This window comes from Bacillus mobilis, from assembly GCF_001884045.1.
Lineage (GTDB): Bacteria > Bacillota > Bacilli > Bacillales > Bacillaceae_G > Bacillus_A > Bacillus_A mobilis.
The window spans coordinates 283,404-301,803 of record NZ_MACF01000119.1 but is presented as its reverse complement, the minus strand read 5'-3'; the positions used below and the strand labels follow the sequence as shown (position 1 = coordinate 301,803).

Below are 18,400 nucleotides of genomic sequence, written 5' to 3'. Positions count from 1 at the left end.
TCTATGGAACATTTATTAAAGCAAGCTATAAAACTAAGAAATGAAAAGAAATATGCGCAATCGAGAGAGATACTTATAGGGTTAACAAACTTTACGAGGGATGCCGAAGTGCTGTTTCAATGTGCCTGGATACATGATGTAATGGGACTTGAAACGGAGGCTTTGCCGTATTATGAACAGGCAATTGCAAATGGTCTTGATGGTGAGTCACTTTGCGGTGCATATATCGGTCTTGGCAGTACATATCGTTGTATAGGTGAATATGACAAAGCAATTACAGTTTTAGAAACAGGTTTGCAGCAGTTTCCGGATAATGATGTGATTAAAGTGTTTCTCTCATTAGCAAAATATAACGTAAACGATCATGAATCCGCGATGAAATTATTACTTGAAACAGTTTTGAAAGTAGAGGAAGTAAAAGAATATGAACGTGCCATTTCATTTTATAAAAATCATTTAGACGAGGTTTTTAAATAGAGGGTGAACGTATGAATGCCACACTATCACGAAGGCGAAAAGGTATTTGGTTTGGACTAATATTTTTCATCTTGTTATCAAACTATTTATTGTATGCCCTTCCGATTGTACCAGCTGCTCCGAAAGAAGTAGTGCTTGGCTCTTTGCTTGATTGTATGTTTGTAATTCCAGTCATCACGTATTTCTTTATTATTCGAAAAAGATACTCGTTAACGTATATATTTCCGGTTGTAATAGCTGGTTATATTTTTGCGAGATTTATTATTCCAAATAACTATTTACAAGCTTTTTCAAACGTTTCTTATATAATAGTTGTGGGAGAAATTGCTTTTGTAGGTCTAGAATTATTCCTTCTTTATAAAATCGTTAAAGTGCTTCCTGAAACATTCAAACGATTTAAAGAATATAGAAGAGAATATTCTTCATTTTCTTATGCCATTGATGCAGCGTTTGATGCTACTATGAAAAGAAATAAATTAGTAGATATCATTGTAACAGAGTGTAAGTTAATCTATTATGCATTGTTATCGTGGCGTGAAAAAGTGCCAAAAGGTGAATCCGTATATTCTTATCACAAAAAGACTGGTGCAATAGGTGTATATATTATGATCATTCATGCTACCTTAATAGAAAGTATCGGTTTTCATTATTTACTTCATCAATGGAATCCAGTACTAGCATGGATTCTACTTGTCTTAAACATATATGCAATGTTTTATTTTTTAGCTGAAATACAAGCAATGCGTAAAAATCCAATCATTGTTGTGGAAGAAAAGTTAATCATTCAAATCGGATTAGGAAAGAAAATTGTTATACCATTTACACAGATTGATAAAATTGCGTTTTATAAAGGCGAATCTTTAAAGAAAGAGAAAGAGGTCCTTGACGCAACTGTGATGGAATTTATAAAGGAACCGCCAACATTTGAAATAACACTAAAAGAGCCAGTGGAAGCACAATTGTTATATGGATTTTCTAAAACAGTAAGTCGTGTCCACTTAAATGTTGATGAGGAACGGAAGTTTTATGATGCGGTTTTGGAGAAGTTGAAGCATGAATAATGCTACTAATTTTCATCGTGCGTTTGGTGTGTACGGCATTTGTATTGAAAACAATAACATATTAGTAATTGATAAAATAAAAGGTCCATATAGAAATCGGTATGATTTACCTGGAGGCAGTTTAGAACAGGGGGAATCATTATTAGCTGGACTTCATAGAGAGATAAAAGAAGAGACTGGGCTGAAAGTGAAGGTAGTAAAACAAATAGGTACAGTTGATTTTCAATTCCCATCAAAATTCAAGGAGTACACACATGTTCATCATATCGCAGTTTTTTACGTTGTTGAAAGGTGTGAAGGTGAATTCAAAGTACCGGAACAATTTGAAGGTCAAGATTCAATAGGAGCTAGATGGATTCCAATAGAAAGTATTACTGAAGATAATTCATCTCCTCTTGTATGTAATGCTGTAGAGTGGCTAAAAGAATCTAAGTTTCGTTTAGAAGTAAAGGCATATAAATCATGGGTTATAAAATAATGATACAACTGGAGTTCCTTCTAACTTAGAAGGAGCTTTTTTGTGGGCAAGAAAATGAGATTATATTAATAAAACAAGAAACGAATTCACTGAACGGCTTCTTAGTGGAAAAAGGTTTATAATGAAAGAACTACAACTAAAGGGGAATTTAAAAATGAGTTGCTTACATACAACAGGGATTGAAATTATTGAAAGGAAAATTCGCTATGATGCTACAACTGTAGATCATGCTTGTTTATTAATAGAAACGCAGCAAGATAAAATTGTTTTATATCATGAAGTACAGTACTCTTTTACTATGACAGCAAACGATACGAAGTTAACGATCCCAAAAGGAAGTTATACGGTTGCATATTACTGGGGAAATCGTCCATATAATTTATACGTTTGGAGAGATCGGGATGGGAGTTACCTAGGTTCTTATTATAATATTGTAAAGAATACTTGTATAACGGATGAAGAGGTAACCTTCGAAGATTTAATCCTTGATATTATGGTACTTCCAAGTGGAGAGTTTTTTATATTGGATGAGGATGAATTGCCTGAGCCGTTAGAACAATTTGAAGACGGATATGTAGAAAAAGCTCTTCATACAGTCAAAAATACAATTCAAGAATCGCTTCCGAACATCATTTCAGAAACTGCTACCATTGTTAAAAATAAATAACGTTCATTAAAACCTAGTTGACTTATCGGAAATATTTGTATAATATGTAGGTAATTCAATAACGTATAGCTGATTGGAGAAACCAAAGGCATTTCATTTTGTAATGAAATGCCTTTGGTTTTTTTATTATATAAATACTGAATCTGTTCATTTAAATGAATCATTTCAAGGAGGGGGAAAAGTGACTGTTTCAATTAATGGGGTATCAAAATATTTTTCGAAACAAACTGGTACGGTCCAAGTATTAGAAGATATTAATTTTCAATTAGAGAGAGGAGATTTTGTCACTGTAATCGGACCGAGTGGTTGTGGGAAAAGTACGCTTTTGAAAATTGTTGCGGGATTAGATGACGAATTTGAAGGTAAGGTTGTTATTGATGGGGAGCAAATCGTAAAACCGAGTAAGAAACAAGGGTTTATTTTTCAAGAACACCGCTTGTTTCCATGGCTAACAGTTGAAGAAAATATTGCTGCAGATTTGTCGTTAAAAGATAAGTATGTAAAAGATAAGGTAAAGGAATGGGTTGAAATTGTTCGGTTAGACGGTTTTGAAAAATCTTATCCGAAAGAAATTTCAGGCGGGATGTCACAACGTGTTGCGATTGCGAGAGCCTTATTAAGAGATCCGAATGTATTATTACTCGATGAACCATTCGGGGCACTTGATGCTTTTACTAGAAGTCATTTGCAAGAAGTACTGTTAAAAATTTGGGAGCAGAAGAAAACGACAATGTTATTCGTCACTCATGATATAGACGAAGCGATATATCTTTCAAACCGAATGATTATCATGAGTGCAAAGCCTGGAAAAATACATAAAGTGATTGAAAATAATTTGCCTTACCCTCGAAATAAAACTTCTCAATCGTTCCAACAACTTCGAACGAAAGTGCTATATCAGTTTGAATATGGGGGACTGGTTCAAACGAGTATATAGGAAAAGGGTGGATTATATATGAATAAAACATGTAAAGTTCTTTCATTTGCGTTAGCTATATCTCTATTTTTATTTGGATGCGAAAAAAGTACAGCAAGTAGTAAGAAAGAAGATGTAACCATTCAAATAGGTATACAACAAGGATTAAGCCCGCTCTTACTGGCGCAGAAAAAGGGATGGTTTGAAGAGGAGTTTAAAAAAGAAGGAGTTAAGGTGAAATGGACAGAGTTCCAAAGCGGACCTCCTTATTTTGAGGCAATCGCATCAAATCGATTAGACTTTGGTGAAGTTGGCAACTCTCCAGTTATTTCCGCTCAAGCAGCAGGTATCGAATTTACTGAAATCGCCAATACAAGTTATGCGAGAAAAGGAACAGGCATTCTTGTACAAAAAGATAGCAAGATTACGAGTGTAAAAGATTTAAAAGGTAAAAAAATCGCAGTAGCAAAAGGAAGTAGCGCATTTAATTTATTATATCGAGCATTAGATAAAGAAGGTATCAATACGAAAGATGTAAATGTCATTCAGTTGCAGCCAGATGAGGCACAGCCGGCATTTGAATCAGGATCAGTAGATGCATGGGCAATTTGGGATCCATTCATTTCGTTACATACGTTAAATAAAGGTGCCAAGGTTATTACAGATGGTGAACAATTAAATGTTTCTTCTCCGGAATTTTTAATTGCGCGAACAAAATTTGCGAAAGAACATCCAGAATTAGTTGAGAAATTCCTTAAAGTTTATGAAAAAGCACGTGTGTGGCAAGAGTCAAACTTAGATGAAGCAATAAAAATATATACTTCTGCAAAGAAAATAGATGCTGAAATTGTAAAAGAAGTGTTTGATCACGACAAGCCAATTTTAGTTCCAGTAACGAAAGAAATAATAACCGAACAACAAAAGACAGCGGATTTTCAATATAAACTCGGTTCTATAAAGAAAGAAATAAAGACAGATAAAGTTGTAGACAATTCTTACGTAGAAAAAGCGTTAAAGGTGAATTGAAAAGAGGTTTTGTAAATTGGAGAATACGAAAGCTGTTATGAAAAGGGCGAGTATAACGATTGGCAAAAACAATGTAAAGAAAGTACGGAAAACGAATGTAAGGGTGTTAGTAAGAGCGATCACGATACCAATTGTCGTATTAATTATTTGGCAGTTAGCTGGCGTATTCGATCTAGTTTCTAAAACTGTTTTACCAACGCCATTAGATATATTTCTAGCTTTTCAAGAACTTATAAAAACAGGAGAGTTATTCGGTCATTTAAGTATTAGTGTATTCAGGGCTGCGGCTGGTTTCTTTATTGGCGGGAGTTTAGGAATTATTTTAGGAACGATTGTTGGATTTTCAACGAGAAGTGAGCAATATTTAGATCCGTCTGTACAGATGTTAAGAACTGTGCCCCATTTAGCAGTTGCACCGCTTTTCGTACTATGGTTCGGTTTTGGAGAGACATCGAAAGTATTATTAATTGCGGACGGCGCATTTTTTCCTTTATACGTAAACGCGTTTTTAGGGATACGAGGTGTAGATTTAAAATTATTTGATGTTGCGAGAGTTTTAGAGTTTAGTAAAAGAAAATTAATTTCGAAACTGATTTTACCCGCCGCATTGCCAAACCTATTACTTGGAGCAAGATTATCTTTAGGTGTTGCATGGGTGAGTTTAGTAGTAGCAGAACTTATGGGATCTACTGAAGGTATCGGCTATATGATTATGGATGCAAGGCAATTTTCAAACACAGATATCGTATTTGTCGGTATTATTATCTTTGCATTCGTCGGGAAGTTTTCTGACTCCCTCGTACGTTTACTAGAAGTGAAATTTTTAAGATGGCGAGATAATTTTAAAGGAGAGACAGGGAATTAACATATAAATTATTAGGGGTAATTTATATAGAGTATTTCAGTATACGTTTTAATAAAAATAAGGGATGTGTAAAGTTATGGATTTGTTATGGTTTATTCCAGCTTATGGAGATGGTCGATATTTAGGAACGACAAAAAGAGGAAGAGCAGCTGAATATGGTTATTATAAACAAGTTGCACAGGCAGCTGATTATTTAGGATATACGGGTGTGTTACTTCCAACTGGTCAAGGTTGTGAAGATCCATGGGTATTAGCATCGGCACTTGCCGCTGAGACAGAGAAATTAAAATTTTTAGTAGCAGTTAGACCCGGACTAATGTCACCGACAGTAGCAGCGAGAATGGCAGCTACATTTGATAGAATTTCAGATGGGAGGTTACTTATTAATGTAGTAGCTGGAGGAGATCCAGTCGAACTGCAAGGGGATGGATTATATCTTGAACATGATGAAAGGTATGAAGTAGCAGATGAATTTTTAAAAGTTTGGAAATCTACGCTACAAGGAGAAAGTATTTCTTTAGAAGGAAAACATATTAAAGTTACAGATAGTAAAGTCGTGTTCCCGCCAGTTCAAACACCGTATCCACCAATTTATTTTGGCGGATCGTCTGCTGCAGGTAAAGAAGTTGCAGCTGAACATAGTGATGTATATTTAACGTGGGGCGAACCACCAGAGCAAGTGAAAGAGAAAATCGAAGAAGTAAGAAAACTTGCAGAAGAGAAGGGGCGTACAGTAAGATTCGGTATCCGATTACATGTAATTGTAAGAGAAACAGAAGAAGAAGCATGGGAAGAGGCTGAGAGGTTAATTCAATATGTAGATAATGAAACAATTGAGCTCGCTCAAAAAACATTTGCAAGATATGATTCAGTCGGTCAAAAACGAATGACACATTTAAATAAAGGTACGAGAGAGTCGTTAGAGATAAGTCCTAACTTATGGGCTGGCATAGGGCTTGTAAGGGGTGGTGCAGGTACTGCTCTTGTGGGAGATCCGCATACAGTAGCAAATAGAATAAAAGAATATGAAGCGTTAGGAATTGATACGTTTGTTTTATCAGGATATCCACATTTAGAAGAAGCGTATGAAGTAGCAGAATTATTATTCCCATTATTGAAAGACGAGAAGAAACAAGAAAATAAAATTGTTGGTGAAATGATTGCTGATGCATATGCATTAAAAAAATAGTGAGGATTAAAGTTTCACCTATGTTTTGCTTCATTTGGTTTACTTCCTGTTAATACAGCATAAAAAACCCGCAAGTATTTCACTTGCGGGTTTTCATCGTAAACTATTAGAAAATATGGTAAAATTAAATAGTAACTTAAGGTACGGTTGGTTGTTCAATTATCACTTCTCCAAAGTAGGAGGGGGGTGATAATACGTGAGTGAAATAGCGTTGCTACTGCAGGGTGGACTGTTTCTCGTTGCATTGTTAACGTTCGTCGTCGTTTTAATAGACAAGCTCAAAAAATAACAACCCACCTATGCCAATAGAATGTGGGTTGTTTTGTTTGTAAGAAACAAATAGGATAAATGAACAATCCAATCTGCTAAGTTACGTGGACTAGTGTGTAGCCGCACACTAGTCTTTTTTATTTATATACAATTAATAATTGGTTTATGTGATTGTATTGTTCTTTTCATACTTATTATAACACAGTGTCTTTTCATCAAGAAAGGAGACCGTATGTTCTGGTTCGGATTAAATAGAAGTAGTTTTTTCTTTAAATAGCCCATCCATATACTGTTTTAAAGTTTGGACATAAAATTCCTGCCTACTTACATTATTTACGCCGACAATAGGCGATGAAAGTTCATATCTCTTTTCTGATAAATGAACGACAACGTCAAAAATATCAAATAGACGAATGAAACAGAACAGGCCATCTTTATCACTTAATAAAATAAAGTAATGGTTTTCGCTATTTGTATTTAATGTATTCCATAAAGAACTTTTACTTAAATCACGAACAATGCTCTTTTCTTTTAATTCTATGAAATCCGCATTTGATAGAATGTTAGAAATATCAATCGCATCTGGATCTTCCAAATAGCCATCAACAGCTTGAACAGCGAAAGTATAAGCCATTTTTAATACACTCATTTTGTATTTACGGTTATCTAAAAGTAATTCACGTTGAATAGAGCTAGCTACCTTCGTTACACGTTCTTCTTTCCAAATTTCATTATGTAGTGAAATATCGTGTTTTTTACATAGTTTCATAATTAATGCATTGGAATAAAGTATTTCATCACTTACTTCAACAACATCTGTCTCAGCAGCCGCAAGTTCCTCACCATGCTCATTCGTATAGAGAGGGGAATCAATTTGTTTTTTCATTTGCTCAATCTTAAATTGGCTTAATTTATGCCGAATTAAGGGACGATCAATATTTGTTGTCATTTGTTCATGACAAGTATCACAAATTGAGTTTGTGAAATAATATCCACATAATATTTCTGGGATGACATATTGTTCACTAAGTTCTTTCGTATCTTTTCTGCAAATGATGCATTGTGTCATTTTTATCACCTTTACCTGCAAATTTGTATGTAATCTCATTGTAGTGTATTTATTGGCATTTTGGAATATTGTAAAGGAAAATATTATGTGAAATTGTAGTGTATTTTGGTACAATAAAGAGAAGTGCTAGTTTAAAGGAGGAAGTTTTTTGAAATCGAAAGTGCACTTTTGGACATTAGAAGTGCTAATGGTTGTAGCGATCATATTTATTTGCACAAAAATATCGTTTTTATTTCAACCGATTGGTATCTTCATATCAACGTTGTTTTTCCCAATCTTAATCGCGTTATTTTTATACTTCATATTTAACCCATTGTTAGTCTTTTTGGAGAATAAAAAAGTACCTAGAAATTTAGCGATTTTACTGTTATATCTTTTTATCATAACATTAACTGCGGTTGGAGTTGGAGTTGTTGTTCCAACAATCTCACAACAGCTAATGGATTTAGTGAAAAATATGCCAGGTTATATTAAAGAGGGAAAACTATACATACAAGATTTATCCCATCATAGATTGTTTGAATGGTTATCTACACAAAACTATGTTTCCATTGAAACAATTGAAAAAAATGCAATTGAATACTTAAAGGATATACCAAACACGATTACGTCGAGTGCAACGGCTTTATTTGGTATTATAACGAACGTCGCATTAGTAATCTTCACAGTACCGTTCATTTTATTTTATATGTTTAAAGATGGACATGCATTCCCAGGGAAAGCAGTTAGTCTATTACCTGAGTCATACCGTGAAGAAGGACTTCGTATCATTAAGGAAACGAATGAAACATTATCTGCATATATTCAAGGGCAAGCGCTCGTTTGTATATTTGTAGGTGCGTTTACTTTTATCGGTTATTTAATTATCGATTTACCGTACGCTTTCGTTTTGGGAATTATAGCAGCATTTACAAATATTATTCCTAACTTAGGTCCATTTATCGGTGCAGCACCAGCTGTTATCGTAGGTCTGTTCGTATCTCCGATGCAAGCGTTGTACGTAATTATTATCGTAACAATTGTACAACAGTTTGAAAGTAACATCATTTCACCGCGTATTATGAGTTCAAAATTAAATATCCATCCGTTAACAATTATTATTTTAATTTTAGGGGTAGGTAACTTTGCGGGAATTATCGGAATGATTTTAGCAGTACCAGTTTATGCAGTTACGAAAACAGTTGTATCGAACTTAGTGAGACTGTTTAAGACGAAACGAAGTAATCGAAAATAGTATATGTTGAGAAAGATACACCGCTTTTTAAGTGGTGTATCTTTTATTTAATTACTCAATATTAAAAGTGCATTGGTGTAATTTTATTATATATTTATTACACATCAAATATAACGATATACTTGTGTGTTATTCTGTCTATAAAACTATGTGGAATCCCTCTGAACTATCCAAATCATTTCTTTAGAACGTGCTATCAACATCTTAATCGACTCCTTTCAAGTTTTATATTTTTAAAGGATTATAGGTGAGAGTAGTATTTGCTTCTACGATCTCGAATTTCGTCTATAACTTGTTTGTATTGTCGTTCTTGTTTTAATTCAGCTTCAGAATAGTTTTTTTTCTGAATTGTAATTGTTAAAAAGAAAAGGTGAAACTTCATAATACATTCCTCCTTTCGAAAGGAATTATAGATGGCTACAGTAGTGACTTTGACGTTCTTTTACATTTTCCATAGCTTTATTGATTTGATGATCATGCAATATTTCACTGTCGGAGAACTTAGTTTTTTGAATCGTAATGGTTAAAAAGAATACTTTAAATTTCATTTGTTTTTACCCCTTTAAAAGTTATTTAGAAAAGACGGCTGTAATAAGAAGCTTGGCGCTCCTTCACTTCGTCCATAATAGATTGAATGTGTTGTTCACGTAAAATTTCGTTTTGAGAAAGCTTACGCTTTTGAATGGTAATCGTTAAAAAGAACGCTTTAAATTTCATGAAGGTATTGCTCCTTTAAAAGTTATTTAAAATAGTCGGCTGTAATAAGAAGCTTGATGCTCTTTTACTTCGTCCATAATAGATTGAATGTGTTGCTCACGTGAAATTTCTTTCTGTGAAAGCTTACGTTTTTGAATGGTGAGCGTTAAAAAGAACGCTTTAAATTTCATTAGGAAATTGCTCCTTAAAAATATATTTTTAATACATTTGCGTATAGTATGAACTTTTAATGTCAGTCATTTTATCAGTCAGTTGTTTTATTTGTTGTTTACGATTGATTTCAGCTTCAGTTAAAGTATTTTTCTGAAGTACAGCCGTAAAAAAGAAAATATGAAAAGTCATAAATGAATTCCTCCTTTCGAAAAGGAATTACATGTGATCACAATAAAGTGCTTGGCGCTCCTTAACATCATTCATAGCTTTTTCTATTTGCTCATTATGAAGAATTTCATTTTTGGAAATTGTATTTCTTTGAATCGTAATACTTAAAAACAATACGCTAATAGTCATCGAATGTTGCTCCTTTCTTAACAAAATGATATAAGAGGCTAAAAAATCGCACAAAAAAGCCACAGGAAGATATAGTTCTCCTATGGCAGGGCGCGAAAAAGCCACAGGAAAGTATACGACCTCCTGTGGCGAATTTATGAATTAATCGAAACAATGTACGATTTTCAATTCTCCATTAGGGTGGTCGAATTCATATTTAATTGTCCGAAAAACAAAGGTGCAGTTAACGCTAAAGTTAAAGCATGTAATTGTAATTTCATCATTTTATTCGACCTCCTTTTAGAATATTTTTCTTACGTTAGTAAGTATATACAATTAATGGATAATTGTAAACAGGAAAATTGAAAATTTTTAATTTTGATTAAAATGCGTATATTTCAAAGGGTTTTGAGAAGATGTATTATAATTAACTAAATATTGATAAAAATGGGGGAAGCTAAATGAAATATATGCATCGTGATGTGATTGTTATGCTAACAATTTTTTTATTTATTGCTGCTTGTTCTAACGGAGAAAGTATAAAAGAAATATCTGATGTTGAACCTAGTGATTTTAAAAAATATGCTGGGACATACGTTGGTAATAACTCAGATGTGGTTACAATTGTTAATCATTTACCCGGTGGCGAAACATTTCAAAGTATTAGTTTGGAGAATGAAAGTATAAAGGTAAACTATGGTGCAAAAGGGAATGGAACCCTTACAGAAGAAATGGTTGAGACGTATTGGTTTGATAGTAAGGATACGATGAAGAAGAATTTTCTCTTTAACGTTATTTATTTAGCGATTTTAGTACCAAATGCGAAAAGTTACGAGTTTCATGTAGAAAATAAAAATTTCGCGATAAAGAGAGAAGAAATACTATCATTCTTGTATGAAAAATTTGATGATTTTCCAAAAGAAAATGATATATGGGATAAAAAGAAAGTAGTAAAGTTCCTTAACGATAATAACGAAAAAATTACAATGCTTATAAATGATAAAGATTTTCGGAAATCTTTATTTGCTAAATATCCAGTGCAGCAGTTGGAATAAAATGAAAAGAATTTGAGAACAAGAGTTGAAACTTCAAAATTTTAGAAAGAGAGTCATTCTTAAACGAATGACTCTCTTTTTTATAAAAGAAATTTATGGAAATAAATATTTTTATGTGATATGGTTAATTACATAAGTAATGAACCTATGAACCTAAGGTGGTGAAGTTGTGAAACCTACTCTGGAGCAAAATAAATTAATATACTTACAAATTGCAGAAACGATTGAATCTGATATTTTAAAAGACATATTACTGGAAGAAGAACAAGTTCCATCAACAAATCAATTTGCGAAGATGTTACAAATAAATCCAGCTACTGCAGCTAAAGGGGTAAATGTATTAGTGGACGAAGGGATTCTATATAAAAAGAGAGGGATCGGGATGTTTGTTGCAAAGGGAGCGAAAGAAGTCGTACTTAAAAAAAGACAAAATACTTTTATGACCGAATATTTACCTAAAGTATGGGAAGAAGCAAAAGTATTAGAAATATCCAAAGACGAATTGATGGATATGATTCAAAAAATTATGAAGGAGGGGAAAGAGGGATGATTGCACTTGAAACGAAAGATGTAACGAAAAAGTACAAAAAGAAAGTAGCAGTAAATGAAGTAACGATTTCATTGGAAGAACATAAAATATATGGTTTACTCGGTAGAAACGGAGCAGGAAAAACGACACTATTAAATTTACTTGCAGGCCAGATTACTTCAAGTAGTGGAAGTGTATCAATATTTGGTGAACATGTTTTTGAAAATAGTAAAGCGATGCAAAACATTTGTTTTGTTAGAGTGAAAGAAGAAGCGCATTTCAGTTATAAAGTAAAAGAAATATTTAAGATGTGCAGCATGTTTTATAAAAACTGGGATGGAAAGTATGCTGAAGAACTCGTTGATAAATTTCAGCTTAATATGACAGTGAAATATCATACACTATCACACGGCATGCAAACAGTTGTCGGAATTATTCAAGGATTAGCAAGTAGGGCACCAATAACAATTTTTGATGAACCGACTACAGGTTTGGACGCAGCACATCGAGAGTTGTTTTATAGTTTACTACTAGAAGATTATGGTGAGTATCCACGAACAATTATATTATCAACACATTTAGTAGAAGAAGTAACCCATGTGATTGAAGATGTAATCATCATAAAAGAAGGAAAACTAGTTGTTCAATCATCAGTGGAAGATTTATTGCAGCAAGGTCATATTATTTCAGGAAAAAAAGATAAAGTAGATAAATTTTCGGTAAATAAGAAAGTAATAAATCGAGAAGTCTATGGGAATAAAGGCATTAATGTTATATGGGAAGAACTTTCTAATGAAGATTATTACTCTCTTGAAAAAGAAGGTTTAGTAATCGATAGAATTACATTACAAAAACTATTTATACATATAACTGGTGGTGAAGTGAAATGACGATGTTAATGAAGCAGTTGAAGTTACATATAAATTTTCATTATAAAGCAATTATAATATTTTGGATTGTAGCTTTATTAATAAAAGGGGCTTTAAATGCTGCTCATTTAAATGGAGTAAACATTGGTTATTTACCTGAAATTATAAATAATCCTTCAATAGCAATTATGTTATTTATAGTAGGGAGTGTTTTCAACATTCAAGATGAGCTTTTTCGTTTAGCTGTTTCATTTGGTGTAACGAGAATACAATATTTTATCGGGGCAATTTGTTATATCGTATTGCAATCTGCATTATTTTCATTTCTTCAAGTTATGCTTTTACAAGACATAAAATATAATTTAGTAAATGTTAGTTTTGGGGAGCAATCGGTACAACAATTTATTTTGCAATTTTTATTTTATGTTACAACAGCATGTTTCTTCCAAGTGGTAGTAGTTTTTAAACAAAGATTTCAGTGGATTGGTCTGATGATTGGTGGATCCCTTTTCTTATCAACAAATAGTGTGCTTTATGGGGAAGCAGGGATAACTGGTTTATTATTTACCAGTGATGGATCTTTAGTAGATATTCCATATTTTACTGTTATTTCAATTGGATTAACTGTTCTTTATATCGTAACTAGTGGTATATTTATTCGAAAAGTATCATTCGAAAAAACGATTTGAAATAGTATTAGATTACTAAAGAGAGAAGGATAGCGAATGAGAGATACATCTTCACTCATTACCGTATTTTTATGTATTGCACTACTAATATTTTGGCGTCGTTATCGTTCTATGCATAAGCCAATTAAGGGGACGGGAAAACGTATTTTGTGGCCATTATTATTATTAACACCAGGTGCTTTATGGTTTTTTGGTCCTATGCATCCAGCTATTTTACAAGTTATTATAGCAGCATTCATTGGAGTTCTTTTCGCCGTACCACTTATAGTTTTAACAAATTATGAACGGAGAGATGATGGGAATATTTATACGAAAAAAAGTGCTGCTTTTTTAATTACTTTTATTGGACTTGTCATTTTGAGATATGGTTCAAGACAATTTATTGTTGATTTAGATCAACAAACGATTGGTTTATTATTTTATGTTGTTGCAGTATCGTATATTATTCCTTGGAGGATTGCTTGTTATATAAAGTTTAGGAAAGTTTGGCAGGAAAATAATAATCACACTATATAAAAACTTCTCATTTGAGAAGTTTCTTTATTTTTATATGTAGGTAAAACGAGCTGTTGAAGGGCAGGCTGTCATAGAATATGATACAAATTATAACGAGGGAAAGATGAGGGGATAAAAATGCGCACAATTTTAGTTTTTTTAAATAACATGTCCATCAATAAAATAGAGAACATTAGACAAAAATATGATCCTTTATTTGGGTTAATTCCACCTCATATAACAATTGTATTTCCATTTAAGAGTGATATTTCAGATGATGAATTAAAATCTCATATTTTGAATTTATCAAAAGGGGTAGGTAAAATTGAAATTGAGTTTGCAAATCGTATTACTAGTGTAGGAAACTATTTGTTTTTAGAAGTTGAGGGAGGGAAAGAACAAATAGACGAATTGCATGATTTGCTGTATACAGAAGCTTTATTACAATTTTTGAAAGAAGATATACCGTACATACCGCATGTAACAGTCGGGAGAAAAGAAAGTGCTGAGTTAGCTGCTGAAGTAGCTAAAGATATTCCAAGTTTCCCTGAAAAGTTACAATGTGTAGTTGATAGAATTAGTGTAGAGCGAATTGGAGAGAACGGAGAATCAATTATTGAATTTGAAGTACCGTTGCAAAAAAGCTGACAAGTGTCAGCTTTTTTTATCTGTAACATGAAGTAGAGCACCAATCGCACCGCTATTACCACCATCGCGTAAAAAGATTGGTGTTTTATTTTGATATTTTGTGTAGTTACTAATAATATTTTGGAGTTGTACGTTATTACAAAGAGTCGAACCAATATAAATAATATGGTCAATGTTTTTTGTTTCGGCGAATTGAAGGCTTAATGCAGTAACGACTTCACCGACAAGTCCTTGCACAGTTGCTAGTATATCAGAGCTACTAAAATTCGAGTCTGTTTTAGTAGCTTTGCCGAAATTACTTGCAGTTAAGCTATTATCAATAGGAGAGAGAATGCCATCATAAATATCTCCAACCGTAATATCTAGTGCTTTTCTAGAACCTACTTTTGTTAACGGAATCACATCTTCAAAATGATCTATATTTGTTAATAATTTTGAAAGCCCCATAATAGTACCACCGCCAACACCAGTTCCGCCAGCGCGAATATATTGGTCATTATAAACGTAATGAATGGAAGTACCTGTACCGATATTTGTTAATATAAAGTTATTTATATCATATTTTTCTTCTTTTAATATGTATTGGACACCTAATAGAGTAGCTTCAAATTCATTTCGTTCTACTATTTTATATGAGTCTGAAAGTAGTAGCTGTAATTGCTTCGCTTTACCACCTGTAATACATATTTGTTTTATACGAGTGTTTTTCTTAAGCCAATCTATTATTTTATCTTGTTCATTTGAATAAAATTTTTCAAAAGCTAATTGTTTTTGTTCGTTCAAATAAGCAATTTTCGTTAATGTTCCTCCAGCATCAATACCGATAGTACTTTCCATTTTCCTGCTCCTAACCAAGTAATTTGTTTACTCTGCTCAAGTTGGTGAGACAAATTTGTAGGAGGTAGATACCCCGCGGATTAAATCGTCTCTAATCTGCTTGATATATGAATAGCTTTTCCACAGTTACAATCGGCTGATTATTAACAGTTGCAGTACCTTTACCGAGAATAAAACCTCGACGATTGCGAGTTAGCTTATAATGTAAATCAAGTTTATCACCGGGATATGCTTTTGCGTGAAATTCAACTCCATCTAATGAGGAGAGGAAGCCAAGACCTTCAGAGTCATTTGGATGTACAAATGCACTAAGCTGAGCAAGTGCTTCTACAATTAGCATATGAGGCATATGTTTTTGACTATCATTTATAAACCATTCATTATTCGTAATGAGTTTATATCCCGTAACGGATTCACCATGTTTTACATTTGTTACTTTATCAATCATTAAAAATGGATAACGATGAGGAAGAGTGTCTTTAATGTGCATATGAAAGTACCTCCAATGAATAATACCCCTGCTACGGTTAAGCAGGGGAGTTATCATTAATTTTTAACTAATTCATTTACTTTTTCAAGAGAAAAAATACCACTATTTCTAATGTTTTCAACAACTTGTTGTAACACATCTTTATCTTGAACGAGTGCAATACGTACAAAGCCTTCTCCGTGAGGTCCAAATGCATGACCTGGTGTAACAACGACATTCGCACGATCCATTAACGCATAAGCAAAATCTATAGAAGTCCAGCCCTTCGGAATTTTGGCCCAGACGAACATACTACCAGCTGGTTTATCAACATTCCAACCAAATGTTCGGAATCCATCAACTAAAGTATCTCTACGTTTTTGATAAATACTGCGATTTTTCTCGCAAAACGAAGCGCCATTTCTTAGTGCAGCTGATGCTGCTTTTTGAATTGGTAAAAACACACCGTAATCTGTATTTGATTTAAATTGCGTAAGTGCACGAACAATTTCTTCATTACCAATCATATAACCAATACGGCTACCTGCTAAACTATAACTTTTTGACAAAGAGTTGATTTCTACGCCAACTTCTTTAGCCCCAGGTACTGAGAGGAAGCTAATTGGCTTATTACCATCAAAATAAAATTCAGCATAAGCAAAATCATGGACAACAATAATGTTATGCTTTTTCGCGAATGCAATTACTTCTTTAAAGAAATCTTCATGAGCCATAGCCGGAACTGGATTCCCTGGGAAGTTTAAAATCATCATCTTCGCTTTATCGGCAATTTCTTCAGGAATTAGCTCTAAGTTAGGTAAGAATTCATTCTCTTTCTTTAATGGCATGTAATAAGATGTTGCACCAGCCATTTGAATACCTGTTTCATAAGCTGTATATCCTGGATCAGGAACTAATATAATATCTCCCGGATTCGCATAAACCATAGGTAAATGAACGAGTCCGTCTTGTGAACCCATTAATAATAAAACTTCTTTATCGGCATTTAAAATAACGTTATGAGTGTTGTTATAATATTCAGTTACAGCTTCGTGAAATTCTTGAATACCACTTAATGTGTATCCATAGCTTTCTTTTTCACTTGCTGTATGTACCATTTCTTCCCTTACGAAGTCAGCAGGTGGCATATCAGGATTCCCGATACTTAAATCAATCATTTTGTGACCTGCTGCAATTTTTTCTTTTTTATAAGCCCCTAATTCACTAAATATAGAAGATTGGAATGCTTTCATTCTAGTTGCTAACGTGTAAGTCATCAAAACCCCTCCTAAAAACTGTGTTTTCTTTCTGCGTTTTTAATTATTCTGAAAACACATGGTTACATTTTATCATTTTTTTATGAAAATTAAAACGATTGACAAATTTAGAGGGAGGATAAAAATAACGCAGAAAATATTTTCTGCGTTTTAAGTGAAGTGTAATCATTTCTTCTTATATGTACATAATTTTTCAACTGCATAAAAGTATACGTTTAATTTTCCATCGACAACTTTTAAAGTTTGATCAGATGTAAATGAGTTACCATAATCAATGTGGTACGCGTTAGAATCCTTTACAAAGGAACCTTTGTATAAATCTTCTTTTTTCTTCGTTGTTTGCATTTCCACTAAGTTTTGCACAATTTTTTCTTTCTTTTCTTCTTTTACAACTGTTTCAAATTTATAAGATGTAGGACAGAGACCGTTTTTGTTATCAATGACTTCCCAAGAACCGTATATGTCATTATTGCTACAACCGCTAAGTAGAACGATGAATATAGGAATAATCAATAGAATCTTTTTCATTTTGTGCTCCTTTCATTTTGTTTTCAATAAACGTGCGAATACGATAGGGATATTGTAATAAATAAAGTTTAAATTTTTATAAAGAATTATTTAATTTCACATAAAAATTGGGGAAATGGGAGGTTTTTAAAATAAAAAGGCATGAATCTAACGTAATCCAGATTCATGCATAGTGTGCTATCTTATATTTTGTTTTTTGAGGATAAATGATGCGGAAAAAAGGATGACAATACCGTTTAAAATATACACGTTTATAATAGAAGAGGATAGGTTAATTGATCCAAAACCAGCGTTATCGAATATAGAAGTGAGTGCCGTAGTTGTCAAAAAAATAATAGGTGTTAGCAGTAAAAATAAGAAGCCTGCCACAATTCTCCTTTTAAAGCTATGTTGAGATAGGGAAATTGCTAAAAAGTTTATGATGCTAAACATAACGAATACAACCAAAAGGATAATCAATAACTGGATGCCATCAGACATTTTGCGCCTCCTATATACCTTATTTATATATTATATTCGAAAGCAAAATGGGGTACTCCTTTAAAT

Annotated in this window: 28 protein-coding genes; 16 read left to right on the top strand and 12 right to left on the bottom strand. The window is 33.1% G+C overall.

All coding sequences use genetic code 11. From position 1 onward, the window contains the following. The first annotated feature begins 3 nt into the window (after window positions 1-3). From BAQ44_RS21235 to BAQ44_RS31475, 9 genes are all read left to right on the top strand, one after another. A complete protein-coding gene (locus tag BAQ44_RS21235; RefSeq protein ID WP_063259998.1) occupies window positions 4-477 on the top strand; it encodes a tetratricopeptide repeat protein in 474 nt (157 codons plus the stop codon). An 11-nt stretch (window positions 478-488) separates the two neighbouring features. Next, window positions 489-1,538, top strand: a complete 1,050-nt coding sequence (locus BAQ44_RS21230; RefSeq protein ID WP_071723574.1) for a hypothetical protein — start codon at window positions 489-491, stop codon at window positions 1,536-1,538. After that, window positions 1,531-2,016, top strand: coding sequence for an NUDIX hydrolase (locus BAQ44_RS21225; RefSeq protein ID WP_071723572.1), 486 nt, complete (start codon window positions 1,531-1,533; stop codon window positions 2,014-2,016). Before BAQ44_RS21230 ends, BAQ44_RS21225 begins: the two co-directional genes overlap by 8 nt. A gap of 154 nt (window positions 2,017-2,170) precedes the next feature. Further along, window positions 2,171-2,683: a ribonuclease FAU-1 family protein gene (locus BAQ44_RS21220; RefSeq protein WP_071723570.1), complete on the top strand. Its 513-nt coding sequence runs from the start codon at window positions 2,171-2,173 to the stop codon at window positions 2,681-2,683. Window positions 2,684-2,864: 181 nt separating this feature from the next. Continuing rightward, a complete protein-coding gene (locus tag BAQ44_RS21215; RefSeq protein WP_071723568.1) occupies window positions 2,865-3,620 on the top strand; it encodes an ABC transporter ATP-binding protein in 756 nt (251 codons plus the stop codon). A gap of 18 nt (window positions 3,621-3,638) precedes the next feature. After that, window positions 3,639-4,625, top strand: a complete 987-nt coding sequence (locus BAQ44_RS21210) for an aliphatic sulfonate ABC transporter substrate-binding protein (RefSeq protein ID WP_071723566.1) — start codon at window positions 3,639-3,641, stop codon at window positions 4,623-4,625. A 16-nt stretch (window positions 4,626-4,641) separates the two neighbouring features. Further along, window positions 4,642-5,490 carry an ABC transporter permease gene (locus BAQ44_RS21205; RefSeq protein ID WP_071723564.1) on the top strand — a complete coding sequence of 283 codons (849 nt, stop codon included), beginning with the start codon at window positions 4,642-4,644 and terminating at the stop codon, window positions 5,488-5,490. A gap of 76 nt (window positions 5,491-5,566) precedes the next feature. Further along, a complete protein-coding gene (gene ssuD / locus BAQ44_RS21200; RefSeq protein ID WP_063259991.1) occupies window positions 5,567-6,679 on the top strand; it encodes an FMNH2-dependent alkanesulfonate monooxygenase in 1,113 nt (370 codons plus the stop codon). 196 nt (window positions 6,680-6,875) lie between these two features. Continuing rightward, the gene (locus BAQ44_RS31475) at window positions 6,876-6,968 is read left to right on the top strand and encodes a putative holin-like toxin (RefSeq protein ID WP_001289320.1); all 93 of its coding nucleotides are present in this window, start codon (window positions 6,876-6,878) and stop codon (window positions 6,966-6,968) included. 228 nt (window positions 6,969-7,196) lie between these two features. Here BAQ44_RS31475 and BAQ44_RS21195 read toward each other — a convergent pair whose 3' ends face one another. Then, the gene (locus BAQ44_RS21195) at window positions 7,197-8,018 is read right to left on the bottom strand and encodes an HNH endonuclease (RefSeq protein WP_063259990.1); all 822 of its coding nucleotides are present in this window, start codon (window positions 8,016-8,018) and stop codon (window positions 7,197-7,199) included. Between the two features lie 148 nt (window positions 8,019-8,166). Here BAQ44_RS21195 and BAQ44_RS21190 point away from each other — a divergent pair, with 148 nt between their 5' ends. Beyond that, window positions 8,167-9,252: an AI-2E family transporter gene (locus tag BAQ44_RS21190; protein ID WP_000837880.1), complete on the top strand. Its 1,086-nt coding sequence runs from the start codon at window positions 8,167-8,169 to the stop codon at window positions 9,250-9,252. Window positions 9,253-9,493: 241 nt separating this feature from the next. On the opposite strand, the gene BAQ44_RS21185 is transcribed toward BAQ44_RS21190, so the two are convergent. From BAQ44_RS21185 to BAQ44_RS21160, 6 genes are read right to left on the bottom strand one after another with little or no spacing between them, the layout of a single operon-like run. Then, complete coding sequence (locus BAQ44_RS21185; RefSeq protein WP_071723562.1) at window positions 9,494-9,634, bottom strand: YrzI family small protein; 141 nt, start codon at window positions 9,632-9,634, stop codon at window positions 9,494-9,496. 25 nt (window positions 9,635-9,659) lie between these two features. Next, entirely contained in the window at window positions 9,660-9,800 is a 141-nt protein-coding gene (locus BAQ44_RS21180; protein WP_071723560.1) for a YrzI family small protein, read from the bottom strand. 25 nt (window positions 9,801-9,825) lie between these two features. Further along, window positions 9,826-9,969 carry a YrzI family small protein gene (locus BAQ44_RS21175; RefSeq protein WP_000668972.1) on the bottom strand — a complete coding sequence of 48 codons (144 nt, stop codon included), beginning with the start codon at window positions 9,967-9,969 and terminating at the stop codon, window positions 9,826-9,828. Window positions 9,970-9,995: 26 nt separating this feature from the next. Continuing rightward, window positions 9,996-10,139 carry a YrzI family small protein gene (locus BAQ44_RS21170; RefSeq protein ID WP_071723558.1) on the bottom strand — a complete coding sequence of 48 codons (144 nt, stop codon included), beginning with the start codon at window positions 10,137-10,139 and terminating at the stop codon, window positions 9,996-9,998. 28 nt (window positions 10,140-10,167) lie between these two features. After that, complete coding sequence (locus tag BAQ44_RS21165; protein WP_071723556.1) at window positions 10,168-10,311, bottom strand: YrzI family small protein; 144 nt, start codon at window positions 10,309-10,311, stop codon at window positions 10,168-10,170. Window positions 10,312-10,338: 27 nt separating this feature from the next. Then, window positions 10,339-10,479 carry a YrzI family small protein gene (locus BAQ44_RS21160; RefSeq protein ID WP_071723554.1) on the bottom strand — a complete coding sequence of 47 codons (141 nt, stop codon included), beginning with the start codon at window positions 10,477-10,479 and terminating at the stop codon, window positions 10,339-10,341. A 440-nt stretch (window positions 10,480-10,919) separates the two neighbouring features. Here BAQ44_RS21160 and BAQ44_RS21155 point away from each other — a divergent pair, with 440 nt between their 5' ends. From BAQ44_RS21155 to BAQ44_RS21130, 6 genes are all read left to right on the top strand, one after another. After that, complete coding sequence (locus BAQ44_RS21155) at window positions 10,920-11,513, top strand: DUF4825 domain-containing protein (protein ID WP_071723553.1); 594 nt, start codon at window positions 10,920-10,922, stop codon at window positions 11,511-11,513. A gap of 169 nt (window positions 11,514-11,682) precedes the next feature. Next, window positions 11,683-12,063 (top strand): GntR family transcriptional regulator, encoded by a 381-nt coding sequence (locus BAQ44_RS21150; protein ID WP_071723552.1) that lies wholly within the window; start codon window positions 11,683-11,685, stop codon window positions 12,061-12,063. Continuing rightward, window positions 12,060-12,932, top strand: a complete 873-nt coding sequence (locus BAQ44_RS21145; protein ID WP_071723550.1) for an ABC transporter ATP-binding protein — start codon at window positions 12,060-12,062, stop codon at window positions 12,930-12,932. The genes BAQ44_RS21150 and BAQ44_RS21145 overlap by 4 nt, the downstream gene beginning before the upstream one ends. Continuing rightward, window positions 12,929-13,600, top strand: coding sequence for a DUF4052 family protein (locus BAQ44_RS21140; protein ID WP_071723549.1), 672 nt, complete (start codon window positions 12,929-12,931; stop codon window positions 13,598-13,600). The genes BAQ44_RS21145 and BAQ44_RS21140 overlap by 4 nt, the downstream gene beginning before the upstream one ends. Before the next feature lie 36 nt (window positions 13,601-13,636). Beyond that, window positions 13,637-14,116 carry a CcdC family protein gene (locus BAQ44_RS21135; RefSeq protein WP_063259981.1) on the top strand — a complete coding sequence of 160 codons (480 nt, stop codon included), beginning with the start codon at window positions 13,637-13,639 and terminating at the stop codon, window positions 14,114-14,116. Window positions 14,117-14,233: 117 nt separating this feature from the next. Then, window positions 14,234-14,743: a 2'-5' RNA ligase family protein gene (locus BAQ44_RS21130; protein WP_071723547.1), complete on the top strand. Its 510-nt coding sequence runs from the start codon at window positions 14,234-14,236 to the stop codon at window positions 14,741-14,743. A 6-nt stretch (window positions 14,744-14,749) separates the two neighbouring features. Here the strand turns inward: BAQ44_RS21130 and coaW are convergent, their stop codons facing one another. The 5 genes from coaW to BAQ44_RS21105 form a co-directional block, all read right to left on the bottom strand. Next, window positions 14,750-15,580 (bottom strand): type II pantothenate kinase, encoded by an 831-nt coding sequence (gene coaW, locus BAQ44_RS21125; protein WP_071723545.1) that lies wholly within the window; start codon window positions 15,578-15,580, stop codon window positions 14,750-14,752. A 91-nt stretch (window positions 15,581-15,671) separates the two neighbouring features. Further along, on the bottom strand, window positions 15,672-16,070 hold the full coding sequence (locus BAQ44_RS21120) for a 3-hydroxyacyl-ACP dehydratase FabZ family protein (protein WP_071723543.1): 399 nt from the start codon (window positions 16,068-16,070) through the stop codon (window positions 15,672-15,674). A 56-nt stretch (window positions 16,071-16,126) separates the two neighbouring features. Continuing rightward, window positions 16,127-17,326 carry an LL-diaminopimelate aminotransferase gene (locus BAQ44_RS21115; protein ID WP_071723541.1) on the bottom strand — a complete coding sequence of 400 codons (1,200 nt, stop codon included), beginning with the start codon at window positions 17,324-17,326 and terminating at the stop codon, window positions 16,127-16,129. A 165-nt stretch (window positions 17,327-17,491) separates the two neighbouring features. Beyond that, the gene (locus BAQ44_RS21110) at window positions 17,492-17,854 is read right to left on the bottom strand and encodes a hypothetical protein (protein WP_061679665.1); all 363 of its coding nucleotides are present in this window, start codon (window positions 17,852-17,854) and stop codon (window positions 17,492-17,494) included. A 177-nt stretch (window positions 17,855-18,031) separates the two neighbouring features. Continuing rightward, entirely contained in the window at window positions 18,032-18,334 is a 303-nt protein-coding gene (locus tag BAQ44_RS21105) for a hypothetical protein (protein ID WP_063259975.1), read from the bottom strand. Window positions 18,335-18,400: the final 66 nt, after the last annotated feature.